11 protein-coding genes are annotated in these 15,702 nt (G+C 45.2%); 5 read left to right on the forward strand and 6 right to left on the reverse strand.

Annotated features, from left to right (window positions below):
- Positions 1–9: 9 nt before the first annotated feature.
- Complete coding sequence (gene porX, locus ACYVF1_RS08285) at positions 10–1,575, forward strand: T9SS response regulator signal transducer PorX (protein ID WP_461077456.1); 1,566 nt, start codon at positions 10–12, stop codon at positions 1,573–1,575.
- Positions 1,576–1,674: 99 nt separating this feature from the next.
- Here the strand turns inward: porX and ACYVF1_RS08290 are convergent, their stop codons facing one another.
- From ACYVF1_RS08290 to ACYVF1_RS08300, 3 genes are read right to left on the reverse strand one after another with little or no spacing between them, the layout of a single operon-like run.
- Positions 1,675–4,137, reverse strand: coding sequence for a carboxylesterase family protein (locus tag ACYVF1_RS08290; protein ID WP_461077458.1), 2,463 nt, complete (start codon positions 4,135–4,137; stop codon positions 1,675–1,677).
- 34 nt (positions 4,138–4,171) lie between these two features.
- A complete protein-coding gene (locus ACYVF1_RS08295; RefSeq protein WP_461077460.1) occupies positions 4,172–4,714 on the reverse strand; it encodes a thioredoxin-like domain-containing protein in 543 nt (180 codons plus the stop codon).
- Positions 4,715–4,721: 7 nt separating this feature from the next.
- Positions 4,722–5,948, reverse strand: a complete 1,227-nt coding sequence (locus ACYVF1_RS08300) for an ROK family protein (protein WP_461077462.1) — start codon at positions 5,946–5,948, stop codon at positions 4,722–4,724.
- Positions 5,949–6,488: 540 nt separating this feature from the next.
- On the opposite strand from ACYVF1_RS08300, the gene ACYVF1_RS08305 reads away from it, so the two are divergent.
- Entirely contained in the window at positions 6,489–9,812 is a 3,324-nt protein-coding gene (locus ACYVF1_RS08305) for a SusC/RagA family TonB-linked outer membrane protein (protein WP_461077464.1), read from the forward strand.
- A 19-nt stretch (positions 9,813–9,831) separates the two neighbouring features.
- Complete coding sequence (locus tag ACYVF1_RS08310) at positions 9,832–11,433, forward strand: SusD/RagB family nutrient-binding outer membrane lipoprotein (RefSeq protein ID WP_461077466.1); 1,602 nt, start codon at positions 9,832–9,834, stop codon at positions 11,431–11,433.
- A 101-nt stretch (positions 11,434–11,534) separates the two neighbouring features.
- Here ACYVF1_RS08310 and ACYVF1_RS08315 read toward each other — a convergent pair whose 3' ends face one another.
- The 3 genes from ACYVF1_RS08315 to ACYVF1_RS08325 form a co-directional block, all read right to left on the reverse strand.
- Entirely contained in the window at positions 11,535–11,960 is a 426-nt protein-coding gene (locus tag ACYVF1_RS08315; RefSeq protein ID WP_461077468.1) for a response regulator, read from the reverse strand.
- 20 nt (positions 11,961–11,980) lie between these two features.
- Positions 11,981–12,802 carry a sensor histidine kinase gene (locus tag ACYVF1_RS08320; protein ID WP_461077470.1) on the reverse strand — a complete coding sequence of 274 codons (822 nt, stop codon included), beginning with the start codon at positions 12,800–12,802 and terminating at the stop codon, positions 11,981–11,983.
- A gap of 683 nt (positions 12,803–13,485) precedes the next feature.
- Entirely contained in the window at positions 13,486–13,860 is a 375-nt protein-coding gene (locus ACYVF1_RS08325) for a hypothetical protein (protein WP_461077472.1), read from the reverse strand.
- 638 nt (positions 13,861–14,498) lie between these two features.
- Here ACYVF1_RS08325 and ACYVF1_RS08330 point away from each other — a divergent pair.
- Both ACYVF1_RS08330 and ACYVF1_RS08335 read left to right on the forward strand, forming a co-directional pair.
- The gene (locus ACYVF1_RS08330; RefSeq protein WP_461077474.1) at positions 14,499–15,041 is read left to right on the forward strand and encodes an RNA polymerase sigma factor; all 543 of its coding nucleotides are present in this window, start codon (positions 14,499–14,501) and stop codon (positions 15,039–15,041) included.
- A 159-nt stretch (positions 15,042–15,200) separates the two neighbouring features.
- Entirely contained in the window at positions 15,201–15,683 is a 483-nt protein-coding gene (locus ACYVF1_RS08335) for a DUF1440 domain-containing protein (RefSeq protein ID WP_461077476.1), read from the forward strand.
- The last annotated feature ends 19 nt before the right edge of the window (positions 15,684–15,702 follow it).

Below are 15,702 nucleotides of genomic sequence, written 5' to 3' on the forward strand. Positions count from 1 at the left end.
GTTGAACGCATGCAAAATTATTCGATACTTTGGGCCGACGATGAGATTGATCTGCTGAAACCACATATTCTTTTCCTGAAAAATAAAGGGTACGACGTAACGTCGGTCAATAGTGGGGCCGATGCACTCGATCAGGTGGAGCAGGCCAATTACGACGTCGTGTTTCTGGATGAAATGATGCCCGGCATGACTGGCCTCGAAACGCTTTCGCAGATAAAGCAGATGCGGCCCAACCTGCCGGTGGTCATGATTACCAAAAGCGAAGAGGAACACATTATGGAAGAAGCCATCGGTTCCAAAATTGCGGATTATCTGATTAAACCGCTCAACCCGAATCAGATTCTGCTGTCGGTTAAGAAAATTCTGGATAACAAACGGCTCGTGACCGAACGTACCAACATCGGTTATCAGCAGGATTTCCGGAATATTTCCATGCAATACAACGACCGTATGGATTTCAATGAATGGACTGATGTTTATAAAAAGCTCATTTATTGGGAGTTAGAGCTCGATGGCTCGCAGGATAAAAGCATGGTGGAAGTGATGAACATGCAGAAAAGCGAAGCCAATTCGGAGTTCTGTAAGTTCGTGATCGACAACTATGAAGACTGGCTCAACGATCCAAAAGCCAGCAGCCCGGTCATGTCACATCAACTGATGCGCAAAAAAGTATTCCCTCTGTTGGATCAGGGCGGCAATTCAGCTCCGTTGTTTTTTATTCTGGTCGATAACCTGCGCTACGACCAATGGAAAGTGATTGAACCGCTTCTGGCCGAATACTTTACGGTTGAAGAAGAATCGTCTTACTATTCGATTTTGCCAACCACAACGGGTTTCGCCCGAAACGCTATTTTTTCGGGGATGATGCCCAGCGAAATGGAACGTAAACACCCTGATTTGTGGGTAAACGACGATAACGAAGACGAGGGACTCAACAACCACGAAGACGAGTTTATGCGTCGTCAGTTGGAGCAGAGCCGCCTGAATATCAAGATGTCGTACCACAAAATCCTGAACGTGAATCAGGGGAAATCGCTGGTCGATAACTTCAATAACCTGATGCAGAATCAGTTGAATATCGTGGTTTACAACTTTGTGGACATGCTCTCGCACGCCCGCACCGACATGGCCATGATTAAGGAACTGGCTCCCGATGAATCGGCGTATCGGTCAATTACACGGTCGTGGTTCCTGCATTCGCCCTTGCTGGAATTCGTTCAGAAGATTGCCGCAAAAGGTGGACGTCTCATCGTAACAACCGACCACGGTATGATTCGGGTGCAGAAGCCAGCCAAAATTGTGGGTTACCGTGAAACCAACACGAATCTGCGTTATAAGCAGGGCAAAAATCTCGGTTTCGACGATGACCACCTATTTGTTGGGCGCAAGCCGGAGCGGTTGTTCCTACCCAAACCGCACGTATCGACGGCCTATGTCTTTACGTTGGAAGATTATTTCTTTGCGTATCCGAACAATTACAACTACTACGTTAATCACTATCGTAATACGTTCCAGCACGGTGGCGTATCGCTCGAAGAAATGATTATTCCATTCGCTTACCTAAAAGCTAAATAATGTAGTAGCTTGATTTATAGATTATAACAAAAACGCACGACTCCGAGCCGTGCGTTTTTGTTTTGCTACGTTGTAAACGTTACGCCCTCTCTTGAACAATCAAGGAACCGTAGACTGGCTGGCGGTTTGTTCGTTCGATAAAGCCCAGTTGTTGTCGAAGAAGCCCGCTTGCCGGACGCCTTTTACCCCATCCTGAAGCATCGTTACGTCGAAAATCATAAAGTCAGGGAAACCGCTGCCGCCCGCAAAATATTGGTTAGCGTCAGTGGCTTTCAGTCCGGGTAAACCAGTTCCAGTGATGACAGCGACCGAGGCTGTTGGACTGTCGGGGCGGGGCCAGACAAAGTAAGCGCCAATGTTGCTGCCTGTGTGGCGTTGATTGCCTATTGTCAATACGTCGCGGCTTGCCTGAATGGGGCAATTGGCCAGCAGTTTGCTCCAGGCTCGATTGGTGGTCGAATTACCATACAGAATTACGCCCCGGTCGGCATATTGACCAGCCAGAAACTCTTTATCCGTTATAATATCGACAGCCCCGTTACCCCGGTAATACCAGGTTTCGGCATCGTAACGCGCTTTATTATAGGCCCAATTATTTTCGTCAGCAGTTCCCGACGTACCATACACGAACACCATTCGGTTGTTAAACGGCTCCTTGAACGTACCGCTCCGGTGTGGCCCTTTCTGGGTTAAAGTTGGTTTGGTGCCAACTTCCCATCCGTTTTTCCGGTTCAGGTACAATTTGTCATCAGAACCTTTCACCGTATGGCTGATAGCCTTTGTGCTATCGAGCGTAATGGTGACGGTTTCGCCCGGTTGAAAATCGTGCAGATCCATGGCCATCAAGCTTACATTTTCAGTTTTCCCGATAATGGTTTTTGCTTTCTTGTTCCGTTTCAACTGCACCCGACTAAGTTGCAAGGGCTGAAGTTGTTGCTCGATACTCGCCCAGCGCATTGTTGACGAAATGGCCGGATTAGACGTAGTGAAATCGATGGCATGCGCTCCACTGTCGGCCTGAATGCGGTGTGTTTGAAAGTAGTCGAATAAAGGCTTCCAGTCTACACTTTCGCTGCCGTACCAGTGCGATCCGCCGGGGTATTCATAGTACGAAAAATCAGGGTGGAACGTACCGAGTAATTTGCGCATCTGACGGGCGTATTCAACCGAAACAGTTGGGTCAGCATCGCCGTGTAATACGTAGACACCCAGCGGTTTGTAATTATTTGCCAAAGCCACTACGTTGCTGGGATTGCTGGCACGTAGCAGAATTTTTTCGACCGCCGAGCCGCCCTGCGTCGGGATTTTGCCGTCGTGGGAACCGTAGTCTGCCAGGGTAGGGTATCCGGCACAGGGCGCAATGGCCGCCCAATTGCCGGGCAACGTAGCACCGAGATACCACGTACCATGTCCACCCATCGAATGGCCAGTCAGATAAATGCGTTGTGGGTCAGGGTTATAGCGTTTTTTAGCGATGTCAAATACTTCCAGCGCATCCAATCGGCCCCAGTCCTCCCAGTTGAAGCCACGTGGACGGCGGTTGGTTGGCGCTACCAATACACCCCAGTCTTTGGGTTGATAAGCGCGGGCCTGTCCACTGGCTTCGACGCCAGCGCCGTGCACCGACAGAAATAGGGCAGGGGCTTTGCCATCCGGTTTTTGCTGCGGAGCAACTCCGTAATATTGAACACTGCCATCAATCTGACTAATAAACGTATGGTTCTGATGCCCAAGTGGTTCAACGGCCGTGAGGCTAACCTCTTTTTCGTCAGGGGTCTTATTGCCTTGTAGCAGACGTAGCTGCGCTTTAACATCGCCTTTCTGCTGAACGCCTGCTACGTTGATCTGAAAACCAACCTTACGGGTTGTCATAGGTGAGATCACTGGTACGTCGGTAACCAATGTGTTTCCAGCTAATTGCGCCTGAATTTGCAGACCAGTTAAAGGTTTGGACGTAGTGTTCACCACAACTATCGCCCCCCACAACGGATCGGCCTGGTTTCCCTGTACTACGTTGGGTAGCGTAGCGTCTTCGGTATTCAGGCTAATAGATTTTTCGGGGAAGATCAACTCAGCCATCAACCCCTGATAACGCGAGAAGGCTGACGTGCGCAAATAGAATTCGTTACGTCCTTTTTTTAGTGAGACAGGAATGTGTAGCCAACCGCTGGCATAAGGGTCACCCGCGTGCGGAGCCCCATTCACATACACCATATTATGGCCGGTGATGTGCAGAATGGCTGCTTGCTCCCGGTTCGCATCATACGTAAGGTACAGATAACCGTTGTTGAACGAGCGCCCTCGAAATTTTTTGTCTTTATCGGCACTAATTGCCTGCCACGTTACGTCTTTTGGGCTATTGTCGGATAGGGGACGACCTTCAGCAGGTGTCTGTAATTTATTTTGGTAGAGCAGGTAAGCCAGTTGGTCGGTGTAAAGTGCTTCCCGACCGTAGTGATGGCATGGACCAATACCTAATCCCGCAGAAAATGAGTAAACAGATTGGGCCTGCGTTGTGTAGCTGAGTAGTCCAATAAATAAAAGGATTAGTAACTGTTTCATTGTGAGGGTTGTATTATTCGGTCTGAGCATTCGGCTACTCTCGATTAATTAGACATCCAGTTGGAGTGGTTGTCGAAATAGAAACGGGTTTACCAGCTAAAGTTGCCTCAATCGCATCCTTCAGGTAAAAAGCGGTAGGTGCCGTTCGATGGCGGCCAAGTCGGTAAAACTGATCATCCACGCTGCCCCGATACAGAATTTGCCCTTTTTCTGCAACCAGAATGACTTCAGGTGTGGTTGTTACGTTATATTTTCTTACCAACTTATGCCTTGGATCGAGTTGGCGCGGTAGTGAAAACTGATACGTATCTTCGAACGCTTTTACGTCAGCCAACGTAACAGTTTCGGTCGGATAGACAGCTTCAAACTGAACCTGCTCCCGATATTGATTGGCCATTTCCTGCACCCGGCGGGTGGTTTTCTGACAAATCGGGCACTCGGTATCCAGAAAAATAAGGGTACGTAGCAAGTGAGCTGATTCCGGAGATTTTGGACGTAGCAGGCCATCTGGATGCGGGCTAAATGATAACATCAGCAGCAACATCCATCCTCCCCAAAAACCGGTCAGCCACCGCATAGATTGGTCAATAGTTCGCGAAAATATCTTCCATTACGTACGCGTGCGTGCCCAGCCACTTGGCCGTGCCATTCAACTGAGTGAGTTCAATGGTCATGTCGTTCCGAAAATCGCTCAGGCAATACTTGCTGATGGCCTGTTCAATCGTATTCAGGATGAACGCTGCGGCCCGCGTCAACACACCGTCGACAATAATCACTTCTGGGTTAAACAGGCTAATGGCTATGGCCAGTCCTTTGCCCAGTTGAAAGCCTGTTTCGTGCAGAATATCAATGGCATAGGAGTCACCGTAGTGGGCTGCGTTGATAATTTCATCAATATCAATCTGATCGACGCGATCTTTGAACGTAGCGAGTTTAGAAACCTGTCCGGCCAGAATGTCGCGCTGTACCCGCCGAACCAGCGCGGAAGCCGACGTAATGGTATTCAGGCAGCCAATTTTACCACAATAACATAACTCGCCTTCCGGATCAACCTGAATATGACCGAGTTCGCCAGCAAAACCGCTCGCTCCTTTGAAAACTTCGCCGTTGACGACGATCCCCAGACCAACGCCCCAGTCGATGTTGATGGCCAGTACCTGCTTTTTGCCCTGTCCACCGCCAAACCGACTCTCGCCCAGCACGGTAGCTTTGGTATCATTAATCACATAAACCGACTTCCCAAACTCTTCCGATAGCCATTGCTTGAGCGGCTTGTTCGTCCGGTTGAGATTTTTATACGTTAGGTTCTGGCCCCGGCGGGCGTCAATCAGTCCTGGCATCGATATGCCTACTGCAATTAACTGACTTTCTTTCAGTCCTGATTCGGCCAGCGCATCCGTATAATACTGCATCAAGGAAGCCAGAAACTCGGGATTGTCGGCCAGCCGCAGATCGTAATTTCCCTGAAAGACGACTTCGCGCTGTGTATTCATCAGCAGGATTTTGGTATCATGCGTGCTGATGTCCAGAACGGCTATATAATTCTGTTTAGGGTTAAGGCCAAATAAAACAGGGCGTCGGCCATTGCTGCCCGTAGCCGTACCGATCGGCGTAACCCATCCTTCGGCAGTTAATTCTTCAACAAGGCTTGTTACGGATGGAACGCTACTATGCAGAATACGAGCAAGATGAGCGAGTGTACAGGTGCCCTCAGAATACAGATGGGCTAAAATGATCTGCTGCTTTTGCCGCTTTTTGTAATCAACAACGGATTGCAGGACAGGTAATTCTTCGTCGATGGCAGGATTCATTTGAATTAAGTTAGGAAAGTAAACGAAGGTACAGAGTTAGGGTAAATTATAGCATGAACCACAAACCACAAAGTAAGCCTATGGATTGAACTACTTAGATAGTGAGTATTCATACATTTTAATAACAATCATTACTTTTAAAAAACTCGCCTTAAAAAGTGATTAATTTGTAAATTAAATTATTAATATTGTTTAAAGGATGAAATTTTATGGTTATATACGGTTAACTAACCATTTTGCTACATACCACTAACTTAAGGATACATACTTACCGCGAAATTAAGCCAATGCTTAACTAAAGGCTTGGTTTAGTGCATTTTAAATGTCAAAATATGATACTGATATAGAAAAACTCTATATCAATTAGAAGCAGAAGCTTGCTGAACGCCAATTTTCACTGAACAAGCTCTTATTGAATTCAGCCATATAGCATTTTAGTGATAATTAGTTAATTAAATTTTTTATTTTCTCTTTCAATTATTTAAAATAATAGTAATATTGTGGCAATATTAAAATTTTATTTTGCTTAATCCTTTCTATATGCTAAAAAATTTACTCAGGCTTATTGCCATGATTTTGGTGATAGCCACGCCCGCATTCGCGCAGTCGATTTCGGGGCGAGTCACAGCAAGTAATGACGGGCAGGGTTTGCCAGGTGTGTCTATTGTTGTGAAAGGTAGCAACGTGGGTACGATTACGGACGCCGAAGGCCGGTACAGCATTGCAGCCGCTGGAAACAAAACGCTGGTTTACTCCTTCATCGGTTACAAGTCTGCCGAAGTGGCGATCCAAAACAAATCGGTGATTGACGTTACGTTGGAGCAAAACGAAAATGCGCTTGATGAAGTAGTCGTTACGGCCCTTGGTATTACCAAAGAGCAACGGGCCATCGGCTACGCTACGTCGGTGGTGAAAAGTGACCAGCTCGTTAAAACGGCGAACACCAACTTTGCTACGGCCCTGTACGGAAAAGCACCTGGTGTGACCATCAATGCTACGCCCGGTGGTGCCACCAGTGGCGTAAGTATTAACATTCGCGGATTTGCCTCCATTACCGGCAATACGCAGCCACTGATCGTAATGGATGGGGTGCCCATTCGGAATGGTGAAGCCAGAAACGGCGATTATTGGGGCGACCAGCGTATTCGGGGCAATGGCTTACTGGATTTGAATCCAGCTGATATTGAGAACATTTCTATTTTGAAAGGTGCCTCGGCTGCCGCCCTATACGGGTCGGAGGCTGTGAATGGTGTCGTACTGGTAACCACCAAAAGCGGAAAAGGGAAGAAAGGATTAGGTGTTGATTTCAGTGCAAGCTATAACGTCGATAAAATTGCGTATCTGCCACGTTACCAGAACGTTCGTGGTCCTGGCTACTTCCTGAATTATGCCAATGGTGGACAGGATGCCAACGGCTTTATTTACTACGATACGAACGGCGATGGCAAGGGCGACACACGCGGGCTCCTGGGTGCTACGGTTAACTTCGGTCCTAAATTCGATGGGCAGCCAGTTATGGCGTTTGATGGCGTCATTCGGCCTTATTCGCCATCGGGCAACAGTTACGCCGACCTGTTTCAGAACGCCAGTACGTCGAATATCAACCTGGCCGTTTCTAAAGCGTCTGAGAATTCGAATTTTCGTTTCTCGTATACGCGGCAGGATAACGGTATGATCAGCTACGCGGCCAAAAATGAAAAGAACATCATGAACCTGAACGCCAGCTTTAACACGAGTAAAAAGCTGCGTACAGAACTGTTGGTGAACTACATTAATCAGTACACGCACAATCGCCCCTTCAAAGTTGACCGCATGATTAACAACTTTACGGGGATGATGAACCGGTTCGAATCGGCTGACTGGTACTTCAATACGTATCAGACCAGTCAGGGGTATAAGTTTGTGACGGGAACCAACCAAAGCTTGACCCCGAACGAGAATATTATTCGGAATGGCTTTAAAACCGACATCGGCGATTACGTCTGGAGTACCCGCGCCAATACGTATGATGAATACAGCAACCGCGTAATTTCGAGCCTCACGCAGCACTGGGATATTCTGGATAATCTGAAACTCAGAGGCCGGATTGCCGCCGACTTAACGTCTGAGCGTCTGGAAGATAAGCAACGTAGCGCCACTCCGCTGGTATTTGGTTATTCAGGTTCTTTCTCGATGTCGAATAATCAGTATAATAATACGTATGGCGATGTTATTCTGACCTACGACAAGTCACTGACTGAGGACGTAAAGCTCACAGCATCTGCTGGTTATACCGCCCGGAAAGAGCTAAATACCTTGGTGACACGTAGCACGAACGGTGGACTGAGCACGGAGAATTTCTTCGACGTATCGGCTTCTGTAAACACGGCCGGTGGCAGCAATTCCCGCATTCGTCTGATACGTGACGCGCTGTTTGGTACGTTGAATTTCGATTACAAAAACATCCTGTTCGTTGAAGGAACGCTACGTCGCGACCGGACTTCTACGTTGGCTCCGGGTAACAATACGTTCTATTATCCGTCGGTTAACTCGGGTTTTGTGTTTGGCGATTTACTGAAACTTCCTGCGTTTGTCAGCTACGCCAAGTTGCGGGCGTCGTGGGGCGTCGTGGGTAACTATCCGGAGATTTACCGGGCCAACAATGCGTATACGCAGGGCAACCTGAGCATTCAGCAGACGGGCGGAAGTTCGGTATTATACACGACAATCAGCAGCAGCTATGGTAACGATAAAATTCGGCCGGAGCAGAAGCGCGAATTCGAGTTCGGTCTGGAAACACGTTTCTTCAGAGATCGTTTGAGCGTCGATATTTCGTACTACAACGCCCAAATCGTTGACCAGATTCTGCCCCTGACGATTGCTTCCAGTTCGGGCGCCCGTTCGATTCTGGCCAATATTGGTACGTTACGGAACCAGGGTTTAGAACTGGCTCTGAACGTATCACCGATTAAAGCGCAGACGCCGAACGGACTGAACTGGGATCTGACTCTGAACCTGGCCAGAAACATTAACAAAGTTGAAAAACTGGCTAACAACTCAACCGAACTGCTGCACGCTGATTATGATGGTAACGCGGCTCAGATACGTTCGGTAGTGGGGCAGCCGATGGGCGACATCTACGTTCACGGCATCCTCAAAAACACGAATGGACAGAACGTAGTGGGTCCCAACGGCCTGTATCAGTTGGATGCCAATAACTGGATTAAGGCCGGTAACGCGATGCCGAAACTGACCGGCGGCTTATTGAATAGCTTCCGCTACAAAGGAATCTCGCTGGACATGGTTACGGATTTCCGGATTGGTGGCGACATTATGCCGACGGGTATCAACTGGCTGACTTCGCGCGGCCTGACCGAAGAGAGCCTAAACGCAATGGATAAAGAACATGGCGGCCTTAGCTACTACGTAAACGCAGACGGAAAAGGCGTTCAGACAACGGGCGCAGCTGGCCCCAATGGCGAAGTGGTTTACAACGACGGTATGCTGATGAATGGCGTACTGGCCAATGGTGAAGCTAATTCTAACGTTATCTCGCAGGCTGTCTACTACAATGCTACGTATAACTGGGGTGGCCCTCAGTACGGTAACGCTCGCTATGAGCTGTATGTGAAAGAAAACACGTACATCAAAATGCGGGAACTATCACTGGGTTACCAACTGCCAAGCAACTTGACTCGCAAAGTCGGCCTTCAGAATCTGACCCTGTCGGTATTCGGCCGGAACCTGTTTTTCCTGTACCGGACTATTAAAGATCTGGATGCTGAACAGACCAATACGAGTACGCGCTGGTACGAAAACATCAACAACGCAGGTAGCAATCCATCGTTCCGTACGGCAGGGGTAATGCTACGTGGCAGTTTCTAATCCTAACGACATCATAATTATGAAAAAAATAACTTTCCTGCTTTTGGGCGGACTGCTGTTCGGAAACATTTCCTGCAAAGAATCGGAGTTCACCGAAGCCTATCCTGATCCGTCTAAGATTGCCCAAACTACCGTCGAAAAGCAGTTTACGGGCGTTTTCTATGCTAATCGAGACTACGTATTACCGGGTTATCGGCACTATTTCGTTACGTTACGTACCTCGCTGAACCACTACAATCAGGCTACGGGCTGGATCAACGAATCAGGTCAGTACGTTCCGGGTTCGTCGGGCGTAGAAGATTTGTGGTATGCGTATTACGATATGATGGCGCAGTACCGGGAATTGCAGAAAATTAATGCGTCGAAACCGGCTGCTGAACAGAAGGACCGCCGAATTTTTATGCTGGCCGCTGCCATCTACGTGTACGATCAGACCCAGAAAATGGTCGATCTATTTGGCGCTATTCCCTTCACGGAAGCTGGTATGTTGAGTTCGAAAAATGGCGACTACGTTGCGGCCAACGCGAAATTCGATACGCCGGAGTCGATTTATACGTTCATGCTCGATGATTTGAATAGTATCGCTACTGAACTCAACGGTATTACATTGAATTCAGGCTATCAGAAATCATTTCAGACGCAGGATTATATAAACAAGGGCGATTTAACGGCCTGGAAACGTTACTGTAATTCACTACGTGTCCGGCTGCTGAATCGGGTTTCTGATGTGAGCAGTTTTCAGAGCCGCTCGAATAGCGAAATCGCTGAAATTCTGGGTAATCCCACTACGTATCCGATTGTAGAAACCAACGCTCAGAACATCCAGATCAACGTATTTGATCTTAATACGGACATAAACTCGAAAGGATTCAAGGACGGAATCGCTTCGACGGATGGTAACTGGTTTGGCAATACGGCTGGCAAAGCCATTATTGACAACATGAAAACCAACAACGACCCACGTCTGAAGGTGATCTTTGAGCCAGGAGCTAATGCTGCCGGTGACTACGTTGGCATTGACCCAACGGCTACCGAAGCTACCCAAAATGCTTTATATAACGCGGGCCAAGTAGCCATCTATAACCGATGGACCTTTAGCCACAATCAGTTTTTTCCGGGCATAATTATCAATGCTGCGCAAATGAACCTGATCAAATCCGAGTACTATTTGCGAACTGGTAATGATGCTTCAGCAAAAACGGCTTATGAAACGGCAATTTCGCAGTCGGTACAGTTTTATAATGACATTCTGGCGCTTACCAATGCTACCGGAGTTACTTCTGCGAAACCCACGCCGGCAACAACTGCTTCCGTTACTGCCTACGTAGCGGGTAAAGGAGTAAGCTGGAGTAGCGCAACTACGTCGGCGGATAAACTGAAATTGATTGCCACGCAGAAATGGCTGCATTATAACATAACTCAGCCTTACGAAAACTGGGCCGACATTCGCCGGTTAGATTACCCGGTGCTGAGCTTTCAGACGGATAATGCCAACAACCAGACGCAGCCGCCCGTAAAATGGACTATTCCGGGTAATGAAGTTACCTACAATACGGCCAATTATGAAGCAGTACGGTCAACGGATAAACTGACAACCAAGCTCTTCTGGGATACCAAATAAGCAGGTAACGGTTTACTAGTAAACGTGTTCAGGGGTAATCATTTGTTGTTAATACTAACAAATGATTACCCCTGAACACGTTTAACGATAAATAGTGATTATCACTGCAGATTTTTTGCCAGACAATTAACTACAAAATCAGTGTAATGGTAGCCTTTCTCGACAAGATCATCCAGCGCAGCTTTAAGCGCAGATGGTCGACAATCTTTTAATAAATAGCCAGTAGCGCCATTGCGCAACATGCCAAGTACTGACTCTGCTTTATCATTTACAGATAAGGCCAATATTTTTGTGGCAGGCATGTTATTTTTTAACCAGGAAGCCGTTTCAAATCCGTTCATTTCGGGCATATTAATATCGAGCAGAACAATATCAGGAACCCATCCAGACTGAACGTAGTTAATCATTTCTTTACCATTTGCTGCCTCAAACAGCACTGAATAATCATCGAAGCGAGAAACTAATCTAGATAATGCCTGTGAAACCAGTTGATGGTCATCGACAATGGCTAAGCTAACTTTTTTCATATTTTACCTTGGCTAACGCGTTAATCGTCTTTAGACGATTCCGCTGAAATTGGTAACGTAATGGTAATGGTAGTTCCTGCTCCAGCATCGGAATGAAATACGACCTTTCCGCCTAATAGATTCACTCTTCTATTAATATTTCGTAATCCCGAACCCCGTTGTTCTTCTGCATTATTTAATATGCCTGCATAGTCAAAACCTTTTCCGTTATCGTGAATGCTTAACTGAAAAATGTTAGGTTCATAAGTAAGTTGAATACTAATAAGCGAAGCCTGTGAGTGTTTGAGCGCATTATTCAGCATTTCCTGGCAGATTCTAAATAGGACTATTTCGATTTGAAAGCCCAGAGAAATGAAGTTGCCAATTAGTTGTAATTCAATCTGACATTTGCCAGTTTTTTGAATGCGTTGCACTTCGTTGGCCAGACCTTTTTGCAGACCAAAATCCTTAATAAAATCACCGTCTAAACTTTTGGAAATGGTTCGCAGATCGCTGATCGCGGTCCCTAAAGTTTCATTGGTATCTTTTATCGTTCGTATGTATTCCGGACTTAAATCTGACTCTTCCAGTATGCCTAGATTTAGCCTGACAATGGTCAGAAGCTGGCCAATATTGTCGTGAAGTTCCTCGCCTATATACTGTGATGTCTGATTCCTTACCTCCATTTGCGATTGCAAAATTTCCCGTTCATACGTAGCCCGGATAGCCACTTGTTCCTGTTGGTTCAACCGTTGTTTTCGTTTGAAGAAAAGCAAATAGAATACGATAAATCCACTCTGAACCAAAAAGAGTAATGTGCCTAAAAGCCCAAGAATTACTAATTTCTGACTTCCCTGTTGCATAAAAATCCGGCAATGAACGTACTGTAGAAAAACGCATTAAGGAGTGGATTTAGTAAAAAAATCTTAGCCATCAAAACCTTATCGGAATCTACAATAAGTGGCACAAGGCTCATGACGAAAAAAATGCCCGGCCAAAAAATGAAATTGCCAATACTTACCCAGAATAAAGGTTGATTTGATAATTTTAATAATTCATCTTTTTGGTAAAGTATTTTAAAATAAATTAGGGTTAAGATTATAGTTAAAACACCTCTTACATTAAACAGTAAATAATGATTTCGATTTTCGAAAAAAATAAGAACTATAATGCATAAGATAGTATATAGAATATTTGTAGAAAACACGAACTTTTTTAAAGTATTATTTTTGAATTTTTCAACGTATAACTGCGAAATGAAATAATACTCAAATGGGGCAAAGATTATATAAACATACAGGAAATTACCCCCTATGATATTTTCATAATGGGTATACATTTCGACGATTAATGTAAGTATAAGGTATATCCATAAAGACTGAAAAGCTTTTGAATGATTAGGTTTGTATTTTACTGAGAAGTAAATAGCTCCAAGTAAGCTACAGTAATACAAACCCATGAAAATACTTTGTAGTGTTTTTACTGTCATTCCTGTAAATTGATAGCCGTCATCCCGAATATATTTATCCGGAATGACGGCGAACCGTTAATCACATTTGTCCTTTACCTTCTCATTAACGAACTTGGATTCACCATTCTGACCGCAGCAGTCTATTTGATTTATCTTACCTTCATCATTCGTTATTTCACTATTTTCAGCGTTTTTCGCAACAATCATCACGTTCATTTTGCCACTTTTGTCGATTACCGGAAATATTCGGATTCCTGTGCACCCAGTTACATTGAGTGTTTCCTGAATTAAGTCTTTATCAAAATCAAAAAAAAGCGTGAAATCCTTATCAGATTTATGCGCATTCAGCCACCTGCAAATTCCTTCTTTTAGATATTTCTCATCATCGAGTAAACAGCCCCCAAATTTAAAAGGATTTGCAGCTTCTGACTCGCAAGCTGGGTTAGCCATAATTGTTTATTTAATTAAAGGTGGAAAATTTATTAACTGGAAAATAATTCAATGATTAAAGAGATAGTCTCTGCTTCAGGATAATGCCAATTTTTTTGTATCAATTCCAGACGAAGTTTATGAGAGAATACTATATGAATAAATAAGCAGGCGACAGGAACAGCCCAAACCTACGTGCAATTGCTGGCATCAGAAACGGGAAATTACCCGTTTCTAGAAGCTATTTCTCACCTTTTAATGGCTTCTGAAAAACGAATCATAAGGCTACGTATTAGCACAATGTGCTGTACCTGACATCAGTGTGGTTGCCTGTATTTACAGTATTTTAAGTAGTGAGAACGATCCAAAGACAATCAACTAAGCCGTATATTTTTGCAGAAATTACTACCTTTTAATAAATATATTTAAAAATTATGTTCTTGGAATGGCCCAAAAATATATTCCAAATTTTCACTTGTTCGATACTTTTATACTGTAAAAGTTCAAAATTGCGTGTATAAACAACATTTTTGTTATCATATTGGCAAATAGGTAAAAAAGAGCCTTATAATTGGGTAGATGTCACTATGTATGTACTCGTAAATCTGTAATATCTTTGTTTTCGTAACTATCCTGACTAACCATCATAAGCTACATTTATGTTGAAAAATTCACTTTCCCGAAAGCGAAGTAAGATTCCGGCAAGCGCAGATACGTTCGAATCCCTATATAGTCAGTACGTTAGCAAAGTCTATCAGAAATGTTTGACTATGACTAAAGACTCTGATATGGCTCAGGATTACACCCAAGACATTTTCGTTAAAGTGTTTTCGAAAATGGACCGATTTGAGAACAAATCGACTATGGCTACCTGGATCTATTCCATAACACATAACTACTGCCTGGATCAAATTCGGTTAAATAAGCGGCTGCCCTCCGAAACACTGACTTATGAACTAGCTGACAACATTGGTGGGGCTGATAATCAGGAATCTATTAGTGATCAGCTGCATTTGTTAGACTCCGTTTTGGGCCAGCTGCCTGCTGATGAAGTACAACTTCTTAAGCTCAAGTACGAACAGAATCTTTCAATAGCCGAATTGGGTGAATATTATCAGATTAAAGAAAGCGCCGTCAAAATGCGGCTGAAGCGTTCTCGTGATAAATTAGCATCGCTCTACGCGAATACTTATAATCAGTAATTTGTAATCGACCTACCAACCTTATACAAGAAGCCCAGAACCAAGATAGGTTCTGGGTTTTGTTTTTTACAGCTATCTGAAGAGCCAATACTCCAACTTAAAATAATCTTATCTTCACGATGTAGTTTGCTCCTTAACTCCTTGACAGTAAATAAGATTATGGCTCATTCAACTTCCTATACCCGTCCGAAATCAATACGTACCGTTTTTAGGGCTGGTCTTACCGCTGGCGTTCTCGATGCCCTTGCGGCAATGGCTATGACGATGATTCGAGGTGGTAAGAATCCGCTTGTCGTGTGGCCATACGTTGCCAGTGGAGCGTTTGGTCCGGAAGCGCTTACGGGAGGAACGCCAATGATCGTCTGGGGATTACTCTTCCATTTTCTCATTGCGCTGACGTTCGCTGGTTTCTTCGTTCTTATTTTTCCTGCCATCCGCCAATACATCAACCAGCCCGCAATTGTTGGGTTGCTTTATGGCGTTTTTGTCTGGCTGATTATGAACCGGGTTGTAATTCCATTGAGTAAGCTCCCCGCTTCTCCCTTCGACCTGAGCAGAGCCCTAATTGGTATGGCTATCATTATGGTATGCGTTGGCCTGCCTATTGCCCTCATTGTCAACCGGTACTACGTAGCGCGGTGATAGACCATGCTACGTTACC

Source organism: Spirosoma flavus (genome assembly GCF_054778555.1).

Coding starts and splice junctions, on each gene's coding strand:
- ACYVF1_RS08295 (WP_461077460.1), bottom strand. CDS start 4,714: ATGCGGTGGCTGACCGGTTTTTGGGGAGGATGGATGTTGCTGCTGATG.
- ACYVF1_RS08300 (WP_461077462.1), bottom strand. CDS start 5,948: ATGAATCCTGCCATCGACGAAGAATTACCTGTCCTGCAATCCGTTGTT.
- ACYVF1_RS08305 (WP_461077464.1), top strand. CDS start 6,489: ATGCTAAAAAATTTACTCAGGCTTATTGCCATGATTTTGGTGATAGCC.
- ACYVF1_RS08290 (WP_461077458.1), bottom strand. CDS start 4,137: ATGAAACAGTTACTAATCCTTTTATTTATTGGACTACTCAGCTACACA.
- ACYVF1_RS08335 (WP_461077476.1), top strand. CDS start 15,201: ATGGCTCATTCAACTTCCTATACCCGTCCGAAATCAATACGTACCGTT.
- ACYVF1_RS08310 (WP_461077466.1), top strand. CDS start 9,832: ATGAAAAAAATAACTTTCCTGCTTTTGGGCGGACTGCTGTTCGGAAAC.
- ACYVF1_RS08325 (WP_461077472.1), bottom strand. CDS start 13,860: ATGGCTAACCCAGCTTGCGAGTCAGAAGCTGCAAATCCTTTTAAATTT.
- porX (WP_461077456.1), top strand. CDS start 10: ATGCAAAATTATTCGATACTTTGGGCCGACGATGAGATTGATCTGCTG.
- ACYVF1_RS08315 (WP_461077468.1), bottom strand. CDS start 11,960: ATGAAAAAAGTTAGCTTAGCCATTGTCGATGACCATCAACTGGTTTCA.
- ACYVF1_RS08330 (WP_461077474.1), top strand. CDS start 14,499: ATGTTGAAAAATTCACTTTCCCGAAAGCGAAGTAAGATTCCGGCAAGC.
- ACYVF1_RS08320 (WP_461077470.1), bottom strand. CDS start 12,802: ATGCAACAGGGAAGTCAGAAATTAGTAATTCTTGGGCTTTTAGGCACA.